Below are 25,108 nucleotides of genomic sequence, written 5' to 3' on the forward strand. Positions count from 1 at the left end.
GAGTTTCGCGATAAATGCGTCGAACTCATGGGTGACGTTCCGCGCCTTGAAATGTTCGCCAGAACCAAAACCAAAGGTTGGGATGTGTTTGGTAACGAGGTAAAAGGCTCGATCGATATTCCATTAAGGCCAGAGCAAAAAACCATTGAAACGCGCTCAGATGCTACCGCGCAAGGTATGAGAAATGCTTTAAACAAATACATGGATGAAGCCGCATTCAATGTTTTAGTAAAAGGCCAGCCAATCATTGAGCATCAAGTCAATGATCAGCTCGATATTGAAGATCAAATCGCGCGGGAGGATGCAGCATGACAAAACGCAGAGTGTTATTAGATGGCAACGGCACAAGCCAAATCAACGTAGAAGGCCTTGGGGTTTACGTTCCTGCCAACGAGCTCGCACAGCTTAAGCAAAAGCTTGGCATCGAGGTTCAGCAATTGAAAGACCAAATTAAAGCCATGGAATTGGATCGCTCAACCCATATCGATGATATAGGCATCGACAGATTCACCAATGCGATGCGCTCAAAAATGGCCTACGCCAGAGCTAAAGGCCGCAGTGGTTGGGATGATCCAGCGCAGTGCTCAGGCGAGCAATTAGCCGCGGCATTGGTCGAGCACTTAACCAAAGGCAACGAAGGCACATTCGAGGACGTTGCCAACTTCGCAATGATGCTGCACCAACGCAAAGAATCGCCAAGTTTGTTGGTTGATGCTATCGCAAATTTAAACGCTACAGCAGGCAATGAACTTGAAGGCTTACGTGACGCCATACAAGCGTGTGAAAACCAAGGGTATAGAGTGATGTTCGGTAACTGGCAAGTTACTGGTGCCATTCTTTCTGATGATGAAGTTGTATTAGTTCAACAATAGGGGTGAATTATGGGATGGGCTAACTGTGGTACCGACAGTAAAGGCAGGCCAATTGGCTATGTCTTTACAGCAACCTGTGATCACCCAGGTTGCCATACTCAAATCGACCGAGGTCTTGCTTATGCATGTGGCGGCATGCATGGCAAAGGCGAGATCAGCTGCGAAGGTTATTTTTGTGAGCAGCACAGGCCAACATATATCGAGCATGAGGGAGATACCCGCCAGATTTGTAGTCAGTGCACTAAGGAATTACTCGACTCTGGTGAGTGGATTGAAGATGAAAACGAAGGTTGTTTAAGGCAGGTGCAAGATTAGTTACTAATACTTCTAATACAATAAGGCGCTAAATTTGCGCCTTATTTTTGTTCATATAAAACTATGCTGCGGCATCTAACTTATCACACATATCAATAACACGATTAGCGCGAGTAATTGCATCTTCGGCGGTTTCTTTAGTAATTTCAGTGCATTTCAAATCATAGTCAGCCATACAACGTACATCTTTAGCAGCTTTTAGAATGTACGCAATAACCTTAAGCTTTTGTGAACAATGTGGCTCAGTACTACCAGAAAGCTCAAGGTATTTTATAAGGTTAGAATGAACCCCACCTTGAGTATAGTGAGGAATATCATTCTTAAGAATTGCTAAAACAGAATGATACATTGAGTAGTAAGAACGACTTATACAATTTCTATATCCCATTTCCGTTTCAGTAGCCATTGATTCAATAGCAGATACTAAAAAACAATTATGGCTAACTGGCATCAGTTACTCCTTCAGCTTTCAATACCTTACTTACATCAGAAAGGTTAGATTCAGGCCTGTGCAATCTTACAAATTGCACTACCGCAGGCAGGCTATCTAAATTTCTGCTGATTAGATTCTCAAATAATGCAAGGTTTACATCAAAAAGTCTCTCAGAAGTGACCTTTTCGCTGTCAAGAACATAGCTGATAGATAAGTGATTACTTTCCTTAATATGACGAACTCTATTCCCAATTAGGGTACAATCATTTACTTCGGCTACTTCAAGGACTACCTTTCCGAGAGCCAACAACTGGTCTTTGCTGATAAAGTCATTAGATAATTCATTCATTAAATCCATCTCTTTCGAAGCCTCCGTCATGACTTCTCTTAGATCTAATTTGTTCATTCGTCTGAGCTTATCAAAAACAGTTTTTGCCCCATCAACATCTAATGCAATGATATTTTCAAGGAAAAAATCATTTAGAAAGTAAGGATCATTGTAAGTAATTGAAATAGCCTTGCCAACTTCAAGCGCTTCACGATATAAGCCAAAGCGTTTAAGCAGTAAGTAATAGTTACCATTCGTGTTGAATCCAGCATAAGAGCTTGATAAAGCACTCTTGTAGCTTGATATAGCCTCACTTTGATTACCTTGTATCGCGTGAGCCCACCCTAACAACTCAAAACGAGAGACTGCTGAGTCAATTTTTGATACCTCAAATTGAAACCTTTTAAAATCCAAATCATTGAATTTTACGTCGTTTGTTATCATTCGACTGATCTGTTCAAAGTAAATCGAAGATTTCGGAACCGGTTGAGTCAATCAAAACTCCCTACTTGCAATTTCTCTTAGCTATCTAAGTTGCTTACTATTTCAATCAAGGAGCTGAATTATTACTCATCTATATGTTTTGCGCAATTATGCATCAAGTTAAACTGTCAAAAACTTTATTTTATTGCAGCACTTTTCAGCTGTTCAATCTGCCGATCAATAGACGCCACTTGAGTATCGGCCTGTTGGGCTACCGCTGCCATTTCCTGCGCCAAACTTTGCTGCCAAGTTGCACCGGCTAAGTTGTTATTGGCATAGCGCCTACCATTCTGCAAGTCACGCATACGCTGATCACGGCGCTCAATCACCCGCTTACGGTCGTTCTCTAACTTGGTTATCTCACGGCTGATCCGCTGATTATCAATGTAAGAGCTTATCTCCTGCTTCTTACCGTAATCAGTAGCGCCATAGGCAGAACTGCTACCACTTTTAACCACACTGCCGACATTACTCAGATCAACAGGCTTGCTTGTTTCATCACAGGGATCCGCCTGGTATTTACCATCAGCGCATTTATAGACTTCGGCCACGGCCGAAAAAGAAGGGATGCCAATTGCTACACAGGCCAGCAATACAAAAGATTTTCTATCCATAGATCACCTCAATTTGCGTTTGCTCAATATTACTCTGTCAGGTATCCAAAAACTATTTAAAAAAACTTGGGTATCCAATAGGAATCCACAAAATAAACAGCATTATAAAAATCAATATCTTAATTAAAAATCAAACCAATCCAACATGGGCGCAATGGAAAAGGTTCTATCTATTGATTTCTCTTGAAATTTATTAATTTCAATGGGTTGTTCTAAATTCATTGAATTCCGTTAATCAAATATTCTTACTAATTTTTGCTTATTTTTAAGTATTCTGCAGTCGTTTTACTGCATCGGGGAACCAATAGTGATCCCAAAAAAATTGGATTTTAAGGTTTAAAAAACAATAAAAAAGCACCAAATAGCATTCAAACACGCAAGAAAAGAGACGGTTCAATTCACCATCACTACTCAATACGCTTTAAAGAAAAAGATAAAGTATTATACACGGAGCCGACTGCCTTTACCAAAATAGGAGCTACGATTGGGTTGGAGCAAGCTCAGGAATTGCTTAAACCATGCTCACAAAAAACGGCTTAACCCAGAAACATAAAAGGCACCTTCATGGTGCCTTTTATAAAATGGTAAAGACAATCTATCTAGTAGGGCTTTTAAAAAATGGAATCGCAAATGTAGGAATCTGAGCTTTTTGGCAAGTGCTAAAAACATGTTCTCTCCAGAATGACCAACAGTTATGCACAGCATTAAACTCACAGAATGCTTTAATAGATTCTTCTGGAATAGTCTTCTTTATTAGGTATTCAAGTCTGTAAGTAGCACCAATTTTTGCTAGTTCAACAGCATCTTCATTAGTGCTTTGTGATGATTTTTCATTTGGTGATTTTTGAATATATCGAGTGCCAAAAGTAATTTCTACTTGCAGCATTTCAGCAGTTGAATTAGTTACTATGTCCCCTGCAAAACTTACCACTTCAGCTTCCACATGCCACAAACTTTGTTGTTGCATATCAGTTCTGACAACACCATCAATCGCATCTTTAACTTGGAACTCAGAACTCCTAAGCTTTATGTTCAAAAGCTCAAGATTATCTATAGCTTCTTTTACAGCTTCCATATCCATTTTTAAGTTCCGTATTGCAAATCACCAAAAGTAACAACTTTACGAACACCTTTAACTCCAGCAATCTTTGTAGAGAAATCAGGAATTTCACGATCTGATATAAACACATCTGCAATTTCTTTAGCTGAACTTCCAACATTACGCACAATTAACCGCATGTTCTTTTTTGGTGGAGCGAGATCAAGTCGGTTAATTAATTCTAAGTGCTTAATATAAATACTATTATCAGAGTAACAAAGCCTAACTAATTTATCTAAGCTGTCACTTTGAGTAACCTCACCTCGTTCGTATTTAGAAAATGAGTTAATTCCGCCGCCAAAAACAATGGCAGCTTGTTGTTGGGTCAGTCCTAAAGATATCCTGATGTTTTTCAGAAAATGCCTTCCTAGTAAACCATCATGCTCCTTCTTTACTTCACGCATTGCAATGTCATTTTCAGCTGCTTGTTCAGGCAGTTCAAATTCTTCACCACAGCTTTCGCATACAGTGAACTTACTTATGACATTTAGTTGAGAATTTTTGTATCTCATTGGCAGTTCTTCAGATAACTCTTTCAAATTCTTAGAGTTACAAGAAATGCAGGTGCACGTTTTCATATCTAGCCCGTTTATCTGTCACTGTGAAATGACAACACTTGAAGTATCAACTGTTGGTTTGAACCTATATAAAATTTGATATACAGATCATCAGGATGTTCCTGCCCATTCAGTAAATAAGAAATTTTGTAGGAGTCGGCCGGATGCGGCTCATAGTCATATGTCTTGTGAAACTGGTCTTCACTTAGACCAAGTATACACGCTTGGACATCAATCATTTCATAACCAAGGTTTGTCCTATCTCTTCGGCTACTTCGGCTCATGACTATGTTAAGCGTGGAAATAGCCAATGCTTTTACTGTATTTAAATCATAGTGTGGCACTAGCTATCTCCAATATCAACCATAATGGTTGATTTTCGAACGTGAATTCTAGGCAGTTTTAAGAACATATGCAAACAGCCAAGGTAAGTCACACAATTTTTACACAAGATTAACGCCTGCGATTCAAAATTCAAGCAAAAATAACACATTGTAATTTAAGTAGTATGCACTGACTTGTTATCTAATATCTTCACGCAGGAGCTCAATCAGCCTATTAATCGAGGCCACCAGAGCAGCGGCTTTGCAGTGCAACCACCCGCATTTCCAGTGCCAAACTTTGTTGCCAAGTCGAGCCAGCTAAATTGTTATTGCCATATCGCCTACCATTCTGCAGATCACGGAACCTCTATTAGCGTCTAACAATGACCCGTTTGCGCTCACTCTCAGGCTTAGCAATCTCTCGCCCTACCCGTTGTCTGTCGATAAAGCTACTTTTCTATTGTTTACAGGAATCATCACAAGGGTCTGCCTAGTATTTACCATCGGCACATTTGTAGACTTCGGCATTCACCGAAAAAGAAAGGATTAACGTCGCGATTGTTACAAGAATAGCAACCTGTACAGCTAGAGATTTTCTATCCATAGATCACCTCAACGTTGATAAAACCATCATATCATCAGCGGGGAACCATGAAACAACTATTTAAAATCGGGGAACCAATAGGGAACCACACGTTTTACGTATTAAACAAAATCAATTAGTTAAATTTAAATCTTACCTATCCAACATGGGCGCAATGGAAAAGGTGCGGTCGAGCTGTAGACCATCATTAAGATTATTTTTCAACACGTGACTATCGACTCAAGTAATTAAAATTTGCCAGTAAGTTCAAGCTTAGAGGGATAAAGCGCCTTAATTTAAGCCGCTGATGAGCAATGCAGCGCCAGCGTAAAAATACAAAAACAGTAAACGAGTTAACGTTTACTGTTTTGTTGCCCCCTCAGAGCTGGCGGGATTATACCCTAAACCGCCCGCTTTGGGGAGATGAAGCGAGGAGAGAAGCCTAGCTTAGAATCACTACAACTCGCTCCAACGTCTGAGCAAGTTATGGTAAACCCCCGTCAGATTAAACAACTCTTGTTCTGGCGCGGCCTGCGCCGTCAACGCTTGAATCGATTGATCGAGTTGAAATAGCAAGCGGCGCTGTCCCTCATCGCGCACCATACTCTGCAGCCACATAAAAGCAGCGGTACGTTCACCCGAGATAACAGGAGTAACCTGATGCAGACTTGTCGAGGGATACAACACCAATGAGCCCGCCGCGAGCTTAATGCTTTGCTGGCCATAGGTATCTTGGATCACCAGCTCACCACCTTGATAAGTGTCTGGTTCACTTAAAAATAAGGTGGCTGATAGATCGGTGCGCACCATGCCTTCGCTGGTCGAGCGAATCGCATTATCGATATGATAGCCAAAGGTTTCGCCACCTTGATAACGATTAAACAAGGGAGGATAAAACTGTAACGGCAGCGCCGCCGAGACAAATAAAGGGTGGGCCAACAAGCGCGCCATGATCAGCTCGCCGATTTGCAGTGCGACAGGGTCATCTTTGTCTAACTGCTGGTTACGCTTGCGGGTGCTCGCCATTACGCCCGAGGTCTGGTTGCCATCAATCCAATTGCGGGCATCGAGCTGTTCCCTTAGCTGATTGACTTCTTCTTTAGAAAAAACATTCGGAATTTCAATAAGCATTTCAAAATCCTATTGGAATAGCATAAACATCAAAGGCAGCCCTAGGGCTGCCATTCAGATTTCGATTAATACAGCTTAGAAGTGCATATCGGCACTTAACATCACTAAGCGACCAGGGGCCATATTAGCAAAGTGCGCGGTGTACGCCTTATCGTAATAACGCTCATCCGTTAGATTCTGCACGTTCAGGCGTAAGGTCAAGAATTCACTCATTTTATAAGATGAAGTCAAATCAAAACGCCAGTAGGATGGAATCGATAACGTGTTAGCCGTATTACCATAAACTTTACCCATGTAGTACGCGCCCGTACCAACAGTAAAATCCTCAGTCACATCGTAAGTCGTGAATAAACTTAAGCTATTTTTAGCGGTATTGGGGAAGCGGTTACCATTTTGCGCTTGGTTATAACCATTGCTTTCCAAGGTCGCATCCAAATAAGTGTAACCACCAAAACCGTGCCAATGCTCAGTAAAGTCACCGGAGAAGCCAAGTTCGAAACCTTTCACCTTTTGCTCGCCAACGTTTTCCTGCGGCGAGTTACGATCGCCAGAGGTCGCAACTCGAGCGTTGTTTTTCTCAATTTGGAATACCGAACCATTCAGAGATAAACGTCCAGCAAAGAAGTCCCACTTAGTGCCTAACTCATAGCTTTCCGTATCTTCCGGCTCTAAATCGGCGTTGGTACTGCCGAGGCGATCCGCGCCATCACCATTTGAGGTCCCTGGAGGGTTAGAAGAAGTGCCCCACGCGGCATAAATACTGCCGTTTTCGGCAGGCTTATAAAGTACTGATAATTGATAGTTAAAGAAGTCGGTATCGTTACTGAATTCAGAAGTCGAATTCTCAGCACTGGTGCTGTAATCATCCCAACGGATCCCGGCGTTCACCATCCACGCTTCGGTTAACTCAATGGTGTTAAAGGCATAAAGCGATCGAGTATCGGTTTCTGTAACTGTCGCATCGGTACCGAGGGTGATAGTACCAACCCAAGGATCGTGCGGATTTGGATTATCCAACAGCGTACAGTTGTAGTTATCTAGCATCGCCTGATTACAACCCGCGTTGCGGCCATTGCCCGTATCGACGGTGTAACTCAAGTTGCTGGTACGTTCGTTACTGAGTTCAGTACCAACGGCAAAACGGTTAGTCATTCCCGCAAGTTTTGCTTCACCCGAAAGCTGCAATTGAGTCGCTAAGGTCTTAGTGACCGAATGGCGCGACTTGGTGTTTCGCCAAACATAACCATTAGCCACGTTACCCGTGGTATCGTCCGGGTTGGTCACAATATAGTAATTGCTGTTACGGCTATAGATGGAGGTCGAAGTGAACTGCATATCGTTGTTAAAATCATGGCTGATCAACACTGACGCCGTATCATCCATAGTGTCGCGAAAATCACGCGACAACAAACCGTAGAAGTTATCAGGGTCGACATCCGCGGGTTGACCCGTTGCCTGATCGTAAGGAATGCCATAATCAGGAATATCATGATTTTCAAAGTGATAATATTCGAGTGTCACTTTGGTTGGCGTAGTTAAACCAAAGGTCACCGAAGGCGCTACACCCCAACGATTACCCGTGACTTCATCCCGTCCTGGAGTATCGGCATCGTGGGCCATCATGTTGATACGAACTGCAGCCTCATCGGCAAGCACATGGTTAACATCGACGCTGGCGCGTTTAAGCGAATCCGTTCCAACGGCAACATCGGCATTAATAAAGTCTTCGGATTGGGCCTTTTTAGTCACAATGTTGATGCTACCACCCACGGCGCCACGACCGTTGTATACAGAGCTTGGGCCTTTCAGAACTTCAATTTGTTCAATGTTAAAGGTTTCGCGGCTTTGTGAGCCCACATTACGCATACCATTGATAAAGGTTGAAGATTGAGCATCGTAACCACGGATAAAGGGTCTATCACCGTAAGGGTTGCCGCCCTCACCTGTCCCTAGTGTGATACCGGGTGTTGCACGCAGTGCATCGGTAAAACTCTGGGCGCCCATATCCTTGATGAGATCTTGATTGATAACGGTAACGGTTTTAGCGGTATTGAGCAGATCTTCGGTAAATTTACCCGATTGCACTTTACGGGTGTTGTAACCTAAGTACTCACCGTTCACTTCAATATGTTCAACTTTCTTATCAACGACTTGTGACTGTGGCTCCGTCGCCATAGCCGGAGCGGCTGAAACCGCCATACCAATCGTTAACGAACCTAAAACATGGGCACCGAGCGTAACTCGGCCATTGCGGCGTTTTGCAAATTTCATCAAAAGCATTCCTGTTGCGGAGTAAACTCTGTAACAGATGTCCCCCATCTGTTAATCGCCGCTAATATATGCAAAACACAAATTGCAATCAATAATTATTATCATTTACATTACAATTTAATCTTGATCACAATTTGAAACTGAAATGCGTGCTAGGTCTTACTGACGATTGAACAAGTAAGATTTCCATACCGAATTCAAACTAACACCATGAAAATTAATACAATTAAACTTATATAACAGTGACAATCGAGAATACTCTCAGGAACTACCCATCTTTATTTAGCTGAAATTGGCTGATCCGCAGGGAGTAAGCAAACTTAGGCTGACAAAATCGCGTATCGATAATCGGAGCTAAAAATATCGAAAATGCGGCTCTTGAGTGATGTGGTTTTAAGCTGTTTCGAGGATAAATAACAATAAAATCGTGAAATTAACCTCACATTTCCATTTGTGTCATCTAAGCTGATAGAGTGTGATTAAGATTGCTGTGGTTCAGCGACTTTTCGTCTAACCTTAATGACATGGTGACCATAAGGCTTAAGTTCATAAGAGGAAACACTGAAGCATGAACGTCAATTTTATTAACCCTTTTCTGCAATCCCTGCTCAATGTCATTTCGACGATGGCAAGCATGGATCTCACTCCGGGCAAGCCCCAAATTAAAACCGACAACTTAGCCAAGGGTGATGTGTCTGGGTTAATTGGTATGGTTGGGCCACAGACTAAAGGGTCGTTATCTATTACCTTTGAACAAAAACTGGTACTGCAGATCATGCAAAATATGCTTGGGGAAAACCCAGGTAAGATAAATGAAGAAGTCACCGATCTCGTGGGTGAAATCACCAACATGGTCACGGGTGGAGCAAAAAATCTTTTAGGGCAAAAGGGTTACGAGTTCGAAATGGCAACCCCTATGGTGGTCTCGGGTAAAGGGCATACCATTTCCCACAAAGCGAATGGCACTAAAATTATCATGCCCTTCAGCAGCCCATACGGCACTGCCTTTATTGAAATCTGCTTTGAGAATTAATCCGTTACCGCTGACTCCCCTTTAGCCTTCCTTTCACGTCGCTCTGCAAGCTTGATTATTGCCTCCAAGGTGCAATAACCAAGTGCAGAACGGCTGACAATTCTCTCAATCATCCGCTTTCAGGGCATAAAAAACGGCGCAAATGCGCCGTTTTGGTATTCACTCCAATGACTTATGCAAGGCAAACAGCGACCCTTGGGGTGAGTTTAGTCACTAACTCATAGGCGATGGTGCCAATATGTTCAGCCACTTCCTCAACGGGTAAAGCGGCGCCCCAGAGCAATGCTTCATCGCCCACAAGGTCTGTCGCATCGGCGCCTAAATCAACAGTTAACATATCCATAGATACACGACCAACGATCGGTACTCGGCGACCATTAACCCACACGGGCGTGCCTTCTGGTGCATTGCGGGGATAACCATCGCCGTAACCAATCGCCACAACGCCAAGGCGAGTATCTTGTTTCGCCGTCCAATAACAACCATAGCCAACGGGTTGTCCCGCCTTGTGATCGCGCACCGCAATCAAACGCGAGACTAAATTCATCGCTGGGATCAGACCATGATTGGCGCCGCAATCCCCCGTGACCGGAGACACACCATAGAGTGCGATCCCAGGACGTATCCAGTCCCCTTGGCTCTTAGGCCAATACAGGGCACCCGCAGAATTGGCTAAGGTTCTAAACCCAGGTAAATCCACGGTTAACTGGTTAAAGGTTTGCATTTGCACTTGGGTGTAATGATTTTCAGGCTCATCGGCACAGGCAAAGTGAGTCATCAAATGGATGGGCTTGGCGACATTGTCACAGGCCATCAAGCGCGCATACACCTGCGTAAATTGCTCAGGGGTTACGCCTAACCGATGCATGCCAGAATCCACTTTCAACCATACTGTGACAGGTTTTGAGAGCATCGCCTGCTCTAACATCTCGATTTGCGACTCGTGGTGCACCACAGTATCGATATCATGGGCCACTAACAAAGGTAAATCCGTGCTGCGAAAGAAGCCTTCAAGCAATAACAAGCGCGCCTTCACGCCACCAGCGCGTAGCTCTAACGCCTCTTCTAAACGGGCCAAGCCAAAGCCATCGGCATTATTTAAACAATTGGCGACATTTAATAATCCATGACCATAACCATTGGCTTTCACCACCGCCATTACTTGGCTGCGACTCGCCTGTTGACGCAAGACGGCGAGATTGTTTTGCAGTGCACTACTGCTAATTTCTGCTCGGGGAAAAGGTTTCAAAATTTGCCTTGTCTATTTGAAAAGTCAGGAAATAAAAAGAATACATAAGCAGTGCTTAGCTTCTAACACCAGAAATTAATCTTCTTCAAACTGCGGGCCAGCGTAATTATCAAAACGGGAAAACTGGCCTTGGAAGGTCAAGCGCACACGTCCAATGGGGCCGTTACGCTGCTTACCAATAATGATTTCTGCTGTGCCCTTATCGGGAGAATCGTTGTTATACACCTCATCACGGTAAATAAACATGATGAGGTCCGCATCCTGCTCAATAGAACCCGATTCACGTAAGTCCGAGTTCACTGGGCGCTTATCGGCACGTTGTTCGAGCGAGCGGTTAAGCTGAGAAAGTGCAATCACGGGGATTTCTAACTCTTTAGCCAATGCCTTGAGAGAGCGAGAGATTTCGGCAATTTCTAGGGTACGGTTGTCCGATAAGGCCGGCACTTGCATCAGCTGCAAGTAGTCGACCATGATCATCGACAACCCACCATATTCACGGGCAATACGGCGGGCACGACTGCGCACTTCGGTCGGCGTTAAGCCAGAGCCGTCGTCGATATACATCTTGCCCTGCTCGAGCATAATCCCCATGGTCGAGGATACCCGCGCCCAATCCTCATCATCGAGTTGTCCGGTACGGATTTTGGTTTGGTCGACGCGGCCCAAGGAGGCCAACATACGCATCATGATCTGTTCCGAGGGCATCTCGAGACTGAAAATCAGCACTGGCTTGTCTTCATTCATCGCCGCCTGTTCGCAGAGGTTCATCGCGAAGGTGGTTTTACCCATAGAAGGACGCGCCGCGACAATAATCAAGTCGCCGGATTGGAAGCCAGCAGTCATGCGGTCGAGATCGCTAAAGCCACTCGACACCCCAGTCACACCGTTGTGTGGGTTGTTGTAGAGCTGCTCAATCTTATCGACGGTTTTTTCGAGAATGGTTTTAATGCCTTCTGGACCTTCGTTGGCATTGGTGCGCTGCTCGGCAATCTTAAAGACTTTACTCTCGGCCAAGTCGAGCAAGGCGCTGGAATCACGCCCTTCGGGATTGTAACCCGCATCGGCAATCTCATGGGCGACACGGATCATCTCCCGCACCACGGCGCGCTCGCGCACGATCTCGGCGTAGGAAACAATGTTACCCGCGCTCGGGGTGTTTTTGGCAATCTCGCCTAAATAGGCAAAGCCGCCCGCTTCTTCAAGCTGGTTTTCAACTTCAAGCTGTTCAGAAACCGTAATCAAGTCGATGGGTTGACCACTTTCGACTAAACGGTGCATGGCCGCAAAAATCATTCGGTGCGAGCGGGAATAAAAATCCTCTTTCACCACAGTCTCGGCCACTTTATCCCAAGCGTCGGCGTCTAACATTAGGCCACCTAAGACCGATTGTTCAGCCTCTATCGAATGCGGCGGCAGCTTTAAGCTATCGACCTGCACATCTGTCGGCTTATTCTTAGGTTTAAACGCACCTTGTTGTGACATTAACACTCCCGATTTCCAACAACTTAACAAAATATGATATAAAACCCGCGTCAAGCAAACAGGCTGTTTACATTCGCCTGTTACCTCATTCCAACGGACACTCTAACTAAAAATAAGGAAAGAACATGCGTATTGCATTGGTTGCAGCCTTAGTACTGACCTCAGGCGTAGCAACAGCCGATGAAGGACAATGGCAACCTTACCAAATGCCTTCAATTGCGGACAAACTCAGCGCGCGTGGAATCGATATTCCCGCTGACAAATTAGCCGATCTCACCAGTTATCCTATGAATGCCGTTGTCGGGCTGGGCTATTGTACCGCCAGTTTTGTCTCGCCCCAAGGGCTAGTTGTGACAAACCATCATTGTGCCTACAAGGCGATACAATATAACACTAAGAAAGAACATAACTATCTCGAACAGGGCTTTTTAGCCACCTCGATGGATAAAGAACCGTCGGCGGGCCCTAACGAGCGTTTATACATCACAGAAGCTGTGACTAACGTCACCAGCGATGTCACCAAAGACCTAAGTCAAGATCCGCTCAAACGCTACGAAGACATCGAAAACCACAGCAAAGCCTTGATCAAAAGCTGTGAGGCCGATGATAACTACCGCTGTAACGTTCGCAGCTTCCACAATGGTTTGGAATATTACCTTATCAAGCAATTGATGATCCGCGATGTGCGCTTAGTGTACGCGCCACCTGAAAGCGTTGGCGCTTACGGCGGTGATATCGATAACTACGAGTATCCGCGCCACTCGGGCGATTTTGCCTTCCTGCGTGCCTATGTAGGTAAAGATGGCAAGCCTGCGGCCTACAGCGAAGATAACATTCCTTACACGCCAAAGAGTTACCTGAAAGTAAACGCCGATGGCGTGAAAGCGGGCGACGGCGTGTTTGTGGCGGGCTACCCTGGCACCACTAGCCGTTATAACCTCACCAGCGAGCTTAAATTTGCCAGTGATTGGCTGTATCCCACTCAGGCAAAACGCTATCAATTACAGATTGATACTATCGAAGCCATGGGTCAGGAAGATGCCGACATCGCCATTAAATATGCGGGCAATATGGCGTCAATGGCGAACCGGATGAAAAAACTCAACGGCCTGCTGGCTGGCTTTAAAGCCACGGATATCGTCGGCATTAAGCAGCAACGCGAAGATGATTTTCTGGCTTGGTTAAAGAAAAACCCTAGCCTTAATCAAAACCTTATCACCGAGCTAGAAGTTTTATTGGCCGAGCAGCAACTGCAGACCCAAACCAATTATTACTTCACCAACGCCCAATCGAGCACACTGCTCACTGCGGCCAATAGCCTCTATCGCTTAGCCAAAGAAAAGCAAAAGAGCGATGCCGAGCGTGAAATCGGTTACCAAGAGCGTGACCTTGCCATGTTCAGCTCGCGCCTGAAGCGTATCGACTCCAGCTTTGACGTTAAAGTCGATAAAACCCTGTGGTTACAGGATTTAAATGCCTACTTGTCGCAACCTAATCGCGTTGCTGCTTTAGACAATATGCTGAATCTGGACGATAAAAACGTCAGCCTAGAAGCAAAACTCGATGGCCTGTATTCACTCACGACGCTAACCGACCAAGCGCAACGTCTGGCGTGGATGGATGCCGATGCCAAAGCCTTTGAAACCAGCAGCGATCCATTTATCCGCCTCGCTGTCGCGTTGTACGACACTAATATGGCGCAGGAAAAGGCAGAAAAAATCCTGGCGGGTAAACTGTCTACCGCTCGCCCGGCCTACATGGCTGCCGTTATCGACTACTACAAAGCCAACAACTGGCCAGTGTATCCCGATGCAAACGGTACCCTACGTATCAGCTACGGCATGGTCGATGGTTATCAATCCCGTGATGCCCTGTACAAACAGCCCTTCACCCGCCTCGATGGCATAGTCGCTAAGCACACCGGCGTTGAGCCCTATAACGCTCCGAAAAAACTGCTCGATGCAATCCATGAGCAGCGTTTTGGCGATCACTTAGTGAAATCTGTCTACCAAGATCCACGCGGCTGGATTTGCCGTCTGTTCTCTTGCTTAGACAAGCCAGAAGAGTTTAACTCTGTGCCAGTTAACTTCCTGTCGAGTGTCGATACCACAGGCGGCAACTCGGGCTCGCCCGTCTTTAACGGTAAAGGCGAACTCGTCGGTCTTAACTTCGATTCCACCTATGAAGCCATTACCAAGGACTGGTTCTTCAACCCTACCATCACCCGTGCCGTGCACGTGGATATTCGATATATCCTGTGGATGATGGATGAAGTCGACCATGCTGATAATTTAATTAAAGAACTCGAGTTAGTGAGAAATTAATATTAAGTTAATATTCAGCATTAATGGATAATAAAATTCGCCAATATTAACTCAATTAATTTAACCGATATAAATTAAGCATATTTAAAAACCGTTCAAAGAATAATCTTTGGACGGTTTTTTATTTTAAGCAATTTACTAATTTGTGATCTATTACATTTTCCATTCGCCATAATAGTTCATCAACCATCTTAATTAGCATTATTTAAATCAAGAGTGACCATGGACAATTTGTCCAAGCACAAAATCAAAACGAGTGATAACACCCTCATAATGCAATAAATCACACCGTAAGCCTTTAAAATACAACAAACAGTGTTAGGCAACTAAGAACAATGCTACAACACACTGTATATAAAGAATAAACTTAAAAATACCAGATAAAGCACAAACGGAAAATCCTATTTTTATTTCTAAAAAATTATCAAAAACGACTAATAAAACCATTAAAAACGTCTATTTTATCAAAAAGAATAAAACTTGATCGCTCTCAAGTTTTTTCCAGAATCAATTTCCTATTATCCAGCCGTCTAAAACTTACCAATACGCTTTTGCCCGAGGCATAAGCTGCTAAATAAATACATTAAATAACACTGAAAATATAATTCAGGTTGAAAATGAGGAACGCGAAATCCTATGACAGCGACAACTTATCAACCGGGAGAAATCCAAGGGCTGATCAAGATAAATGCATCTAAATGTAAAGGATGTGATGCTTGTAAACAGTTCTGCCCAACCCATGCCATTAATGGCGCCTCGGGTGCAGTACACGCTATCGATGAAGATAAATGCTTAAGCTGCGGCCAATGTTTAATTAACTGCCCGTTTAGTGCCATTGAAGAAACCCACAGCGCCCTTGAAACCGTCATTAAAAAGCTCGCCGATAAAAATACTACCGTCGTCGGCATTATCGCCCCTGCCGTGCGGGTCGCAATTGGTGAAGAATTCGGTTTAGGCACGGGCGAGCTAGTCACAGGTAAGCTCTATGGTGCCATGAATCAGGCAGGCTTTAAGATTTTCGACTGTAACTTTGCCGCCGATCTCACCATCATGGAAGAAGGCAGTGAGTTTATTCATCGACTCCATGCCAATGTCAAAGGTGAAGAAAATGCGGGTGCGCTGCCGCAGTTCACCTCCTGCTGCCCAGGTTGGGTGCGTTACCTCGAAACCCGCTATCCAGCGCTACTGCCTAACCTATCCACCGCTAAATCCCCTCAGCAAATGGCAGGAACGGTCGCCAAAACCTATGGCGCTAAGGTGTATCAAATGCAGCCAGAGAATATTTTCACTGTCTCTGTGATGCCTTGCACCTCGAAAAAACTCGAAGCCTCACGCCCCGAATTTAACTCGGCTTGGCAATACCATCAGGAACATGGGGCTAACACGCCTTCGTACCAAGATATTGATGCCGTGCTGACCACCCGAGAAATGGCTCAATTGCTCAAAATGCTCGATATCGACCTCGCTAATACCCCCGAATATCAAGGCGATAGTTTGTTCTCTGAATACACTGGCGCGGGCACTATCTTTGGTACCACAGGGGGTGTGATGGAAGCGGCATTACGTACCGCCCATAAAGTGCTCACTGGCACTGAAATGGCCAAGTTGGAATTTGAACCCGTACGCGGGCTAAAAGGCGTCAAATCGGCTTCCGTCAGCCTGTTTGATACTCAGCTCAACCAGAATGTAACCGTCAATGTCGCAGTAGTACACGACATGGGCAATAACATCGAACCCGTGCTGCGCGATGTAATGGCTGGCACCTCGCCCTATCACTTTATCGAAGTGATGAACTGCGCTGGCGGCTGCGTCAACGGTGGAGGCCAACCTATTGAAGGTAAAGGCTCTTCTTGGCTTGGTAACATTTAACGGGAAACAGAAATGAACAAGAAAAAACACCTATTTGCCGAGGACAGTTTCTTTCTGTCACGCCGTAAGTTTATGGCCGTAGGCGCTGCCTTTGTCGCCGCCTTAGCCATTCCTATTGGTTGGTTTAGCAGCAAGCTTGAGCGCCGCAATGAGTACATAAAGGCCAGAAGCCAAGGTTTATATAAGGACGACAGCCTAGCGAAAAAACGTGTTAGCCACGCCAACCCCGCGGTAGAGAAATACTACAAAGAATTCGGTGGCGAGCCTTTAGGACATATGTCCCATGAGCTACTGCACACCCATTTTGTCGACCGCACCAAATTAAGCTCTTGATTGGAGATGAAAAATGCATCAAGAACATGATATGAGACCCATTTTAAAACATCCGTTAAACGTCAGGATCTTCCACTACATTCTGCTACTGAGCTTTTTGCCGTTAGCCGCGACGGGTTTGTTATTGTTTTTTAAACCGCTTTCCCAGGAAGGCATGCAGCTAACCTATGATGTGCACATCATTGCGGGGATTGTTATGGCCCTCGATGCCGTGGCATTTACCATCATGGCATTCGACCGAGTGGTGTTATTTATCGCCCGCGTGTTCAGCTTCTCCGGACGCGACGTGAAATGGTTTATGGTGTTAGGCGGTTACCCACAGAAATTCTTACTGGGTAAAAAAGTGCCGATCCCTCCGATGAACAAGTACAACTCTGGCCAGAAGCTATTTGGTGCCTGTGTACTGATTGGCGGCACAGTGCTTATCCTCTCCGGTTTAGTGCTGTGGCTTATCCCCCACGCCGCACCGCGGGATATAGTGTGGTTTTTAGGTCAAGCCCATTTGGTCTCAGGCCTAGTGTTAACCGCTTTCTTACCCGTGCATTTATTCCTCGCGGTGTACCGCTTCGATGACTTCAAAGCCATGATGATCCACGGCAATGTGCCCTACCATGATGCCGCCGAGTACACCCCGCTATGGGTCAAAAATGAAATTGCCCCCGTTGCCACAAACGGCGAACAACTGACCAGCAAATAGCTAAGTCTCCTGCGGCAGTTGCTCAACAACTGCCGCATTTCTGCATTCATATTCAAGGGCATAGATAACCATGAGCACACACGAGCATCATTCCATTACCGTCTCTGACTATAATCCCAACGTCAGCTTTATTGACAATCAGGCGATTTGGCAGGCCATTGAAGACGCCTGCAATCCAAGTCGCGAGCAAGTCCTCGCCATTCTCGACAAAGCGCGCCAATGCGAAGGCTTAAGCATTCGCGAAACTGCTCTCCTGCTACAAAATCAAGATAAAGCGCTGGATGAAGCACTCTTTGCCGTCGCCCGTGAAATTAAAAACACCATCTACGGTAATCGTATTGTGATGTTTGCGCCGCTCTATGTGTCCAACCATTGTGCCAACAGTTGTAGTTACTGCGGCTTTAACGCCGATAACCATGAGCTAAAACGCAAGACCTTAAAACAGGATGAGATCCGCCAAGAAGTCAGCATCCTCGAAGAAATGGGCCACAAACGGATCTTGGCCGTTTATGGCGAACATCCACGCAACAATGTGCAAGCCATTGTTGAAAGTATTCAAACCATGTACAGCGTTAAGCAGGGCAAGGGTGGCGAAATTCGCCGAATCAACGTCAACTGCGCGCCAATGAGTGTGGAAGACTTTAAACAGCTTAAAACCGCGGCGATAGGCACTTATCAATGCTTCCAAGAAACCTATCATCAAGATACCTACAGTGAAGTGCACCTAAAAGGTAAAAAAACCGACTTTTTATACCGCCTCTACGCCATGCACAGGGCGATGGAAGCAGGAATCGACGATGTCGGTATAGGCGCCCTCTTTGGCCTGTATGACCATAGATTTGAGCTGCTCGCCATGCTCACCCATGTTCAACAACTCGAAAAAGACTGTGGCGTTGGCCCACATACCATCTCCTTCCCGCGGATTGAACCCGCCCATGGCTCCGCCCTCAGTGAAAAGCCTCCCTATGAGGTTGATGATGAATGCTTCAAGCGTATCGTTGCCATTACCCGCCTCGCCGTACCTTATACCGGGCTGATTATGAGTACGCGGGAAAGTGCTGCGCTGCGTAAAGAATTGTTAGAGCTTGGCGTCTCACAGATCAGTGCAGGCTCACGCACCGCACCGGGTGGCTATCAAGACAGTAAACAAAATCAACACGATGCCGAACAATTTAGCCTTGGCGATCATCGCGCCATGGATGAGATCATCTATGAATTGGTTACGGATTCGGATGCCATCCCCTCCTTCTGTACGGGCTGTTACCGTAAAGGGCGCACTGGCGACCACTTTATGGGATTAGCCAAACAACAGTTTATTGGCAAATTCTGCCAACCCAATGCCTTGATCACCTTTAGGGAATATCTGAACGACTACGCTAGCGATAAAACCCGTGAGGCCGGTAACGCCCTGATAGAGCGAGAACTCGCCAAAATGAGTCCATCACGGGAACGTAATGTACGTGGTTGTTTGCAAAAAACCGATGCGGGTGAACGGGATATCTATCTGTAAATGGCACCTTATTTATTTTCTGAGCCCGGCGTAGAGTTGCATTTTGGCCTTAACACTAGCGCCTTACTGAATGCGATAGAGCGCGCTGATGTAATCGTGTTACACGCGGCGATTTACAGTAATTTTGCCGATAATGCCGTGGGGCAGTTGTTATTACAGCGGCTACAAAACGCCAGCTTAAGGCAACTCACCCTGATTAAACTTGAGCCCACTCGTCTATGGCGGGATGAGTTTGCCACCATCCTAAGACCTGAGATGCCACAGCCGGAAGTGGAACGACTCTATGAAAACTCCCGCCACTGGTGCGCCGAGCTTAAAACGCAGTTTCCAGAGGTCGTCAATCTAGTCTCGACCCAAGCGCTGCCACTGCAACCTATATTGCTGATTGGCGATAGGCTCTTTGTCGGTCATTACGCCCATAGCCATACCACGTCGGCTCAGGGGCTTTGGATAGAGTTTGATGCTATTGCTTTAGGCCTTGCGCCAAACAGCTTAATCGATTGGTTTTATTCCGGCGTCACCGCAGAGCAAGACTCGCCGGTAGCAATACCCCTTGGCCGTTACGTGGAAGAATGTCGCCGCGCCGTGGGCGATCTCTGGTATCAAAGTGTGATTGCGCTGGATAAGGAGCGTCACTGATGCATACCAGCCATATCCCAATCATTCAGCAAGCATCGTTCAGCCCACAACCCAGTTTGCTCAAACCTATGGCGCTCAGCTATGCCCAAATCCTTGAGCTGCTTCAAGGGCAGGACGATGAATGGCTGTTTAGCCGTGCTCAGCTCGCCACTGAGCTCGAATTTCAGCAACAGGTCTATTTACGCGGCATTGTTGAATTCTCGAATCATTGCCGTAACCACTGCCATTACTGCGGACTGCGTAGCAAGAATCGGCAGGTAAAGCGTTATCGGCTATCAAACGAAGAAATCCTCAGCGCGGTGAATAACATAGCCGCACTCGGCCTCGGCACTGTGGTGCTGCAATCGGGGGATGATTTTAGCTACAGTAGCAAGCGCATCAGCGCCCTTATTAGTGAAATTAAGCAACGCCATAACCTGGCAATCACCCTCTCCCTCGGTGATCGCAAACATCATGAGTTGGAAAACTGGCGTGAGGCGGGCGCCGATCGCTATTTACTCAAGATGGAAACCTTCGACCGCGCCCTCTTTGCTCGCTGTCGCCCGAAAGCCCATTTCGATGAGCGCATCGCAAGACTTGCCCACCTTAAGTCACTCGGCTTCCAGACAGGTTCCGGCATCATCATCGATTTGCCAGGGATGACAGATGCTATCTTAGCCCGCGATATTCAATGCTTAACTGAACTGCAGCTCGATATGTTGGCCTGCGGCCCCTTTATCGCCCATGCGCAGACTCCATTTGCCACATCGCCCAATGGCAGCGCCCTTAAGAGTCATAGGCTGAGCGCGATTTTGCGACTGATGAATCCTGGGGCGAATATCCCTGCGACCAGCTCCCTCGATGCCCTCGAAAAAGGCACTCGAGAACAGGCACTCAAGCGAGGCTGCAATGTGATTATGCCCTCCTTTACCCCAACACAAGTGAGTGCCGACTACAGCATCTATCCAGGAAAAAACCAGCAACAAAACCCAGCAGCAGAGCGACTTAACCATGTCTGCCAGCAAATTCAACGCCATGGGCTAATCCCCTCCTTTAACCGTGGTGATTCGAAAAGGACTCAATATGTGTCAAGGCATTAATCCACAAGAGCATTCCCAAAACCAATCGGCACCACGGGGCATGCGTTACCATATCGCCTTAGTCGGTCGACGCAATGCGGGTAAGTCATCCCTGCTCAATATGATCGCGGGGCAACAAATCTCCATAGTGTCCGATATTAAGGGCACGACCACAGATGCCGTGGCCAAGGCCTATGAGTTACAGCCCCTGGGGCCTGTAACCTTTTACGATACGGCCGGGATCGATGATGACGGAGAATTAGGTGCCATGCGGGTGAAGGCGACTCGTAAAATGTTGTTCCGCTCCGATATGGCACTCTTGGTGGTGGATGAACAAGGGCTTTATCCATCGGATATCGCCTTAGTGAACGAAATACAGCAGATGCGAATGCCGATATTGGTGGTATTCAACAAGGCCGACATCTGCACGCCTAAAGCCGAGGATATAGGCTTCTGCCAACAGCAATCCTTACCCTTTATTGTGGTCTCGGCCACAACAGGCCTTGCGGCTAAGACACTTAAGCAGCAGATTATCGATTTAGCCCCCGCGGAATATAAGCAAGAACCCCTGCTAGCGGGCGATCTCTATCAAGCGGGGGACGTTATCCTCTGCGTCGTACCAATCGATATGGCAGCACCTAAAGGACGCTTGATCCTGCCGCAGGTACAGATCCTTAGGGAAGCATTGGATCGCAGCGCGATCGCTATGGTGGTGAAAGAAACTGAACTAGAAAAGGCATTATCCGTCGTCACACCCAAACTAGTTGTCTCCGATGCACAGGTGATTAAGCAAGTCGCCGCTCTAGTGCCAGCATCGATCCCACTCACGACTTTCTCAACTCTGTTTGCACGTTTTAAAGGGGATTTGACCACCCTTGCCGTAGGCGCAGAGGCCTTAGATCAATTGCAAGATGGCGATAAAGTGCTGATTGCCGAAGCCTGCAGCCACAATGTACAGGAAGATGATATCGGCAGAGTCAAACTCCCCCGCTGGATACATAGCTATACGGGTAAACAACTCGAATTTATCGTGACGTCCGGCCACGACTTTCCCGATGATTTAGAGCAATATGCCTTCGTCATCCACTGCGGTGCCTGTATGTTTAACCGCAATGAAATGCTCCGTCGCATCCACGAATGCCAGCGTCGCAATGTGCCTATCACTAACTATGGGGTCGCGATTTCAAAGCTACAGGGCGTGCTGCCACGGGTGCTCGCGCCTTTTAACAGCAGTCCTCAGTAATATTTGAGCCTTAGTGTCAGGCTTAGCAGCGATGAAGTAGCTAAGCCTATTTATCCTTGATACGTGACAAACAGCCACTTGCACAGCAATACGAGCTAAATTGCGCCCATAAAAAAACACCGCCGAAGCGGTGTTTTCATTTAAAGCAGTTGGTAATTAAGCTTCTGCAACAACAGATACTTTAACAACAGCTTTAACTTCAGTGTGTAACTGAACTTCAACTTCGAAGTCGCCAGTAGTACGCAGAGCGCCTAATGGTAAACGAACTTCAGCTTTAGCCAGTTCAACGCCAGCAGCAGTTACTGCATCAGCGATGTCACGAGTGCCAACTGAACCAAACAGTTTGCCTTCATCACCAGCTTTAGAAGCGATAACAACAGCTTCCAGAGCAGCGATTTTTTCAGCGCGTTGGTTAGCAGCAGCCAGATCAGCAGCTAATTTAGCTTCTAATTCAGCGCGACGAGCTTCAAATACTTTAACGTTGCTTTCGTTAGCAACAACAGCTTTACCTTGTGGCAGCAGGTAGTTACGAGCGTAACCAGCTTTAACTGCAACTTGGTCACCCAGGTTACCCAGGTTAGCGATTTTATCAAGCAGAATAACGTTCATTATCAAATCCTCTATATTCGATTAGGAATACTGCAATTACTGATGTAAATCAGTGTATGGCAGTAGAGAAAGATAACGAGCACGCTTGATTGCGCGAGCTAGTTGACGCTGATATTTAGCACTAGTACCAGTGATACGGCTTGGAACGATCTTGCCGCTTTCAGTGATGTAGTTCTTTAAAGTAACGATATCTTTGTAATCAATTTCTGCAACACCTTCAGCGGTGAAACGGCAGAACTTGCGACGACGGAAATAACGTGCCATTTGACAGTCTCCTAAGTTTTCAATTCGACATTTTCGGCATGGATGACTAAGCGATTTTGGCCATTTCGCCCCTGTTGAAGCGTCATAAAACCTTGAACTTGTACTTCCACACCTGCTTTCAGATTGTCTGCCACGCTTTCAAAGCGTGGGCCACTCAATATCACTTGTATTTGTACGTAGACGTTGCGGAGCATATCTGCTTCATAACGCTGCGATTTGTGTTCTAGCATTATCACACTGTGTGCGATGCCTGCCGGGCTTTTAAAGCGTCTGGAACGGGTTATGGTTCCTGACAACACCAAGTTATTGGTGGTCACAGATAAACTTACTCAGCGATTTCTTCAGCGTTAGCTTCATCATATGAGCGGTCGCCAGCTGGGCCACGACGTGAATCGCGCTCATCTTTAGCTTTCGCCATTGGAGATGCTTCAGTAACGGCAACTTTAGTACGCATTACCATGTTACGCAGAACTGCGTCGTTGAAACGGAAAGCAGTTTCTAGCTCTTCAATCGTCTCTGCTGGTGCTTCAACGTTCATCAGAACGTAGTGAGCTTTGTGCAGGTCTTGGATTGGGTAAGCCAGTTGACGACGGCCCCAATCTTCTAAACGGTGGATTTTGCCGTTAGCTTCGGTGATTGCACCGGTGTAACGCTCAATCATACCTGGTACTTGTTCACTTTGATCTGGGTGAACCATAAATACGATTTCGTAATGACGCATTTATTGCTCCTTACGGTTATGTAGCCTCGTTATTGGCTCAGTCAGACCAAGTGGAGGCAAGGAACGAAAATAGTGACTGATTCGAGCGCGAGATAGTACAGAAAGCAGACGTGAAACTCAAGCAATAACTTTGCCTCACCTCTCAATACGGGTATGATGACGCCTCACCCCTATTCGGATATCAGACACCAGCCATTCAAGAACCCTGACTAATGTTACGAGCAATGCTAAAAGTTATCGCCCCTTTGAGTTTTTTTTGCCTATCTTTTCCGGCACTTGCGCTTGTACCTCCCGATTATCAGGAGCCGCCAAGCGATTTTACAGCAGAAGTCGAAGCCGGCTTACAGTTGAACACGGGTAACACCGAGTCGAGCAGTTTTAATGGTCGCACCCAGCTGATTTACGATGCCAAACAAACAAAACAAGAAGCCACGCTAAAAGCGTATTTTGCTTCAGAGAAAAACAAAACCACTTCAGAGAAGTACGAACTCCAACTGCAGAGCAACTACAAACTAACCAAGGGCTATATCTTTGGCCGTGGCGACTTTACCTGGGACCAGTTCGGTAGTTATACCCAAATCTCAACCCTTTCTTCGGGTTATGGTTTTAATGCCATCAGTACCTATAAGACCAAACTCAGCCTCGAAGTCGGCCCGGGTTATCGATACAACCTGCCAGCGGAATCGGTCGCTGAGCCCGATCCCGCCGCCGAAAAGGATGTGATTTTACGTACTGCGGCAAAGTTTTCGCAAAAATTGCAGGAATACACCAGCATCAATGCCGATCTCACCGCCGAAGTGGGCGAGAATAACAATACTCTCACCCTCGACATGAACTACAAGAATTTAGTATTTCAGGACTGGGCATTTAAAATCGGCATGAACATCAAGTACACCGAAGTGGTTCCCGAAGGCAGTAAGCAGACAGACACTGTCACCACCTTTAACCTGCTCTACACCTTTAGATAATCGTGATACTCAGTGGTTTGGCTGAAACGAGGTTCACCCTCTCAGCCAAACCCCATTTCAGTCGAATTGAGTGACCCACACACAAAAATGATAAGTTAGT

At 46.0% G+C, this 25,108-nt stretch carries 27 protein-coding genes; 13 read left to right on the forward strand and 14 right to left on the reverse strand.

The window, feature by feature from the left end; genetic code table 11:
- From B5P39_RS24830 to B5P39_RS12270, 3 genes are all read left to right on the forward strand, one after another.
- Positions 1-312 (forward strand): hypothetical protein (locus B5P39_RS24830; protein WP_441347615.1); only part of this gene is annotated, 312 nt, incomplete at its 5' end.
- Positions 309-872, forward strand: coding sequence for a hypothetical protein (locus tag B5P39_RS12265; RefSeq protein ID WP_088211710.1), 564 nt, complete (start codon positions 309-311; stop codon positions 870-872). The genes B5P39_RS24830 and B5P39_RS12265, both read left to right, overlap by 4 nt.
- 9 nt (positions 873-881) lie before the next feature.
- A complete protein-coding gene (locus B5P39_RS12270; protein ID WP_088211711.1) occupies positions 882-1,187 on the forward strand; it encodes a hypothetical protein in 306 nt (101 codons plus the stop codon).
- A 61-nt stretch (positions 1,188-1,248) separates the two neighbouring features.
- Here the strand turns inward: B5P39_RS12270 and B5P39_RS12275 are convergent, their stop codons facing one another.
- The 8 genes from B5P39_RS12275 to B5P39_RS12315 all read right to left on the reverse strand — a co-directional run bounded on the left by B5P39_RS12275 (position 1,249) and on the right by B5P39_RS12315 (position 9,009).
- Positions 1,249-1,638, reverse strand: coding sequence for a HEPN domain-containing protein (locus B5P39_RS12275; RefSeq protein ID WP_088211712.1), 390 nt, complete (start codon positions 1,636-1,638; stop codon positions 1,249-1,251).
- A complete protein-coding gene (locus tag B5P39_RS12280; protein ID WP_088211713.1) occupies positions 1,628-2,443 on the reverse strand; it encodes a hypothetical protein in 816 nt (271 codons plus the stop codon). The genes B5P39_RS12275 and B5P39_RS12280 overlap by 11 nt, the downstream gene beginning before the upstream one ends.
- A gap of 125 nt (positions 2,444-2,568) precedes the next feature.
- Positions 2,569-3,045: a hypothetical protein gene (locus B5P39_RS12285; RefSeq protein ID WP_088211714.1), complete on the reverse strand. Its 477-nt coding sequence runs from the start codon at positions 3,043-3,045 to the stop codon at positions 2,569-2,571.
- A gap of 595 nt (positions 3,046-3,640) precedes the next feature.
- On the reverse strand, positions 3,641-4,126 hold the full coding sequence (locus tag B5P39_RS12290; protein WP_088211715.1) for a hypothetical protein: 486 nt from the start codon (positions 4,124-4,126) through the stop codon (positions 3,641-3,643).
- Between the two features lie 2 nt (positions 4,127-4,128).
- Positions 4,129-4,722, reverse strand: coding sequence for a type II toxin-antitoxin system MqsA family antitoxin (locus tag B5P39_RS12295; RefSeq protein ID WP_088211716.1), 594 nt, complete (start codon positions 4,720-4,722; stop codon positions 4,129-4,131).
- An 11-nt stretch (positions 4,723-4,733) separates the two neighbouring features.
- Positions 4,734-5,045: a type II toxin-antitoxin system MqsR family toxin gene (locus tag B5P39_RS25170; protein ID WP_088211717.1), complete on the reverse strand. Its 312-nt coding sequence runs from the start codon at positions 5,043-5,045 to the stop codon at positions 4,734-4,736.
- Between the two features lie 1,018 nt (positions 5,046-6,063).
- Positions 6,064-6,738, reverse strand: coding sequence for a Fe2+-dependent dioxygenase (locus B5P39_RS12310; RefSeq protein ID WP_088211718.1), 675 nt, complete (start codon positions 6,736-6,738; stop codon positions 6,064-6,066).
- A 75-nt stretch (positions 6,739-6,813) separates the two neighbouring features.
- Entirely contained in the window at positions 6,814-9,009 is a 2,196-nt protein-coding gene (locus B5P39_RS12315) for a TonB-dependent receptor (RefSeq protein WP_088211719.1), read from the reverse strand.
- A 568-nt stretch (positions 9,010-9,577) separates the two neighbouring features.
- Between B5P39_RS12315 and B5P39_RS12320 the strand changes: the two genes are divergently transcribed.
- Complete coding sequence (locus B5P39_RS12320) at positions 9,578-10,042, forward strand: chemotaxis protein CheX (protein ID WP_011715879.1); 465 nt, start codon at positions 9,578-9,580, stop codon at positions 10,040-10,042.
- A gap of 172 nt (positions 10,043-10,214) precedes the next feature.
- Here B5P39_RS12320 and alr read toward each other — a convergent pair whose 3' ends face one another.
- Both alr and dnaB read right to left on the reverse strand, forming a co-directional pair.
- Complete coding sequence (gene alr / locus B5P39_RS12325) at positions 10,215-11,291, reverse strand: alanine racemase (RefSeq protein ID WP_088211720.1); 1,077 nt, start codon at positions 11,289-11,291, stop codon at positions 10,215-10,217.
- A 75-nt stretch (positions 11,292-11,366) separates the two neighbouring features.
- Positions 11,367-12,773: a replicative DNA helicase gene (gene dnaB, locus B5P39_RS12330; protein ID WP_088211721.1), complete on the reverse strand. Its 1,407-nt coding sequence runs from the start codon at positions 12,771-12,773 to the stop codon at positions 11,367-11,369.
- A 125-nt stretch (positions 12,774-12,898) separates the two neighbouring features.
- On the opposite strand from dnaB, the gene B5P39_RS12335 reads away from it, so the two are divergent.
- From B5P39_RS12335 to hydF, 8 genes are all read left to right on the forward strand, one after another.
- Entirely contained in the window at positions 12,899-15,097 is a 2,199-nt protein-coding gene (locus B5P39_RS12335) for a S46 family peptidase (protein ID WP_088211722.1), read from the forward strand.
- Between the two features lie 636 nt (positions 15,098-15,733).
- Complete coding sequence (hydA, locus tag B5P39_RS12340) at positions 15,734-16,966, forward strand: iron hydrogenase large subunit HydA (protein WP_088211723.1); 1,233 nt, start codon at positions 15,734-15,736, stop codon at positions 16,964-16,966.
- 12 nt (positions 16,967-16,978) lie between these two features.
- A complete protein-coding gene (hydB, locus tag B5P39_RS12345) occupies positions 16,979-17,299 on the forward strand; it encodes an iron hydrogenase small subunit HydB (RefSeq protein WP_011715874.1) in 321 nt (106 codons plus the stop codon).
- Between the two features lie 13 nt (positions 17,300-17,312).
- The gene (locus B5P39_RS12350) at positions 17,313-17,996 is read left to right on the forward strand and encodes a cytochrome b/b6 domain-containing protein (protein ID WP_037427165.1); all 684 of its coding nucleotides are present in this window, start codon (positions 17,313-17,315) and stop codon (positions 17,994-17,996) included.
- A gap of 70 nt (positions 17,997-18,066) precedes the next feature.
- The gene (gene hydG / locus B5P39_RS12355) at positions 18,067-19,506 is read left to right on the forward strand and encodes a [FeFe] hydrogenase H-cluster radical SAM maturase HydG (RefSeq protein WP_088211724.1); all 1,440 of its coding nucleotides are present in this window, start codon (positions 18,067-18,069) and stop codon (positions 19,504-19,506) included.
- Positions 19,507-20,145 (forward strand): hypothetical protein, encoded by a 639-nt coding sequence (locus tag B5P39_RS12360; RefSeq protein ID WP_088211725.1) that lies wholly within the window; start codon positions 19,507-19,509, stop codon positions 20,143-20,145.
- On the forward strand, positions 20,145-21,224 hold the full coding sequence (gene hydE / locus B5P39_RS12365) for a [FeFe] hydrogenase H-cluster radical SAM maturase HydE (protein WP_088211726.1): 1,080 nt from the start codon (positions 20,145-20,147) through the stop codon (positions 21,222-21,224). Before B5P39_RS12360 ends, hydE begins: the two co-directional genes overlap by 1 nt.
- A complete protein-coding gene (gene hydF, locus B5P39_RS12370) occupies positions 21,208-22,446 on the forward strand; it encodes a [FeFe] hydrogenase H-cluster maturation GTPase HydF (protein ID WP_176399934.1) in 1,239 nt (412 codons plus the stop codon). Before hydE ends, hydF begins: the two co-directional genes overlap by 17 nt.
- A 156-nt stretch (positions 22,447-22,602) precedes the next feature.
- On the opposite strand, the gene rplI is transcribed toward hydF, so the two are convergent.
- From rplI to rpsF, 4 genes are read right to left on the reverse strand one after another with little or no spacing between them, the layout of a single operon-like run.
- Entirely contained in the window at positions 22,603-23,055 is a 453-nt protein-coding gene (gene rplI, locus B5P39_RS12375; RefSeq protein WP_011623996.1) for a 50S ribosomal protein L9, read from the reverse strand.
- A 36-nt stretch (positions 23,056-23,091) separates the two neighbouring features.
- Positions 23,092-23,319 (reverse strand): 30S ribosomal protein S18, encoded by a 228-nt coding sequence (gene rpsR, locus B5P39_RS12380; RefSeq protein ID WP_006083042.1) that lies wholly within the window; start codon positions 23,317-23,319, stop codon positions 23,092-23,094.
- 11 nt (positions 23,320-23,330) lie between these two features.
- Complete coding sequence (priB, locus tag B5P39_RS12385; RefSeq protein WP_011073673.1) at positions 23,331-23,636, reverse strand: primosomal replication protein N; 306 nt, start codon at positions 23,634-23,636, stop codon at positions 23,331-23,333.
- A gap of 8 nt (positions 23,637-23,644) precedes the next feature.
- The gene (gene rpsF, locus B5P39_RS12390; protein WP_011715868.1) at positions 23,645-24,040 is read right to left on the reverse strand and encodes a 30S ribosomal protein S6; all 396 of its coding nucleotides are present in this window, start codon (positions 24,038-24,040) and stop codon (positions 23,645-23,647) included.
- Positions 24,041-24,264: 224 nt separating this feature from the next.
- On the opposite strand from rpsF, the gene B5P39_RS12395 reads away from it, so the two are divergent.
- Positions 24,265-25,008 (forward strand): DUF481 domain-containing protein, encoded by a 744-nt coding sequence (locus tag B5P39_RS12395; protein WP_088211727.1) that lies wholly within the window; start codon positions 24,265-24,267, stop codon positions 25,006-25,008.
- The last annotated feature ends 100 nt before the right edge of the window (positions 25,009-25,108 follow it).

It is taken from the genome of Shewanella sp. Shew256, from assembly GCF_002196695.1.
GTDB classification, from domain to species: Bacteria; Pseudomonadota; Gammaproteobacteria; order Enterobacterales; family Shewanellaceae; genus Shewanella; species Shewanella mangrovisoli.

Coding starts and splice junctions, on each gene's coding strand:
- hydE (WP_088211726.1), top strand. CDS start 20,145: ATGCATACCAGCCATATCCCAATCATTCAGCAAGCATCGTTCAGCCCA.
- B5P39_RS12290 (WP_088211715.1), bottom strand. CDS start 4,126: ATGGATATGGAAGCTGTAAAAGAAGCTATAGATAATCTTGAGCTTTTG.
- rplI (WP_011623996.1), bottom strand. CDS start 23,055: ATGAACGTTATTCTGCTTGATAAAATCGCTAACCTGGGTAACCTGGGT.
- B5P39_RS12275 (WP_088211712.1), bottom strand. CDS start 1,638: ATGCCAGTTAGCCATAATTGTTTTTTAGTATCTGCTATTGAATCAATG.
- B5P39_RS12335 (WP_088211722.1), top strand. CDS start 12,899: ATGCGTATTGCATTGGTTGCAGCCTTAGTACTGACCTCAGGCGTAGCA.
- rpsR (WP_006083042.1), bottom strand. CDS start 23,319: ATGGCACGTTATTTCCGTCGTCGCAAGTTCTGCCGTTTCACCGCTGAA.
- B5P39_RS12265 (WP_088211710.1), top strand. CDS start 309: ATGACAAAACGCAGAGTGTTATTAGATGGCAACGGCACAAGCCAAATC.
- B5P39_RS12310 (WP_088211718.1), bottom strand. CDS start 6,738: ATGCTTATTGAAATTCCGAATGTTTTTTCTAAAGAAGAAGTCAATCAG.
- B5P39_RS12395 (WP_088211727.1), top strand. CDS start 24,265: ATGCTAAAAGTTATCGCCCCTTTGAGTTTTTTTTGCCTATCTTTTCCG.
- B5P39_RS12315 (WP_088211719.1), bottom strand. CDS start 9,009: ATGAAATTTGCAAAACGCCGCAATGGCCGAGTTACGCTCGGTGCCCAT.
- B5P39_RS12320 (WP_011715879.1), top strand. CDS start 9,578: ATGAACGTCAATTTTATTAACCCTTTTCTGCAATCCCTGCTCAATGTC.
- hydG (WP_088211724.1), top strand. CDS start 18,067: ATGAGCACACACGAGCATCATTCCATTACCGTCTCTGACTATAATCCC.
- rpsF (WP_011715868.1), bottom strand. CDS start 24,040: ATGCGTCATTACGAAATCGTATTTATGGTTCACCCAGATCAAAGTGAA.
- hydA (WP_088211723.1), top strand. CDS start 15,734: ATGACAGCGACAACTTATCAACCGGGAGAAATCCAAGGGCTGATCAAG.
- hydF (WP_176399934.1), top strand. CDS start 21,208: ATGTGTCAAGGCATTAATCCACAAGAGCATTCCCAAAACCAATCGGCA.
- dnaB (WP_088211721.1), bottom strand. CDS start 12,773: ATGTCACAACAAGGTGCGTTTAAACCTAAGAATAAGCCGACAGATGTG.
- B5P39_RS12285 (WP_088211714.1), bottom strand. CDS start 3,045: ATGGATAGAAAATCTTTTGTATTGCTGGCCTGTGTAGCAATTGGCATC.
- hydB (WP_011715874.1), top strand. CDS start 16,979: ATGAACAAGAAAAAACACCTATTTGCCGAGGACAGTTTCTTTCTGTCA.
- B5P39_RS12350 (WP_037427165.1), top strand. CDS start 17,313: ATGCATCAAGAACATGATATGAGACCCATTTTAAAACATCCGTTAAAC.
- B5P39_RS12295 (WP_088211716.1), bottom strand. CDS start 4,722: ATGAAAACGTGCACCTGCATTTCTTGTAACTCTAAGAATTTGAAAGAG.
- B5P39_RS12360 (WP_088211725.1), top strand. CDS start 19,507: ATGGCACCTTATTTATTTTCTGAGCCCGGCGTAGAGTTGCATTTTGGC.
- B5P39_RS12270 (WP_088211711.1), top strand. CDS start 882: ATGGGATGGGCTAACTGTGGTACCGACAGTAAAGGCAGGCCAATTGGC.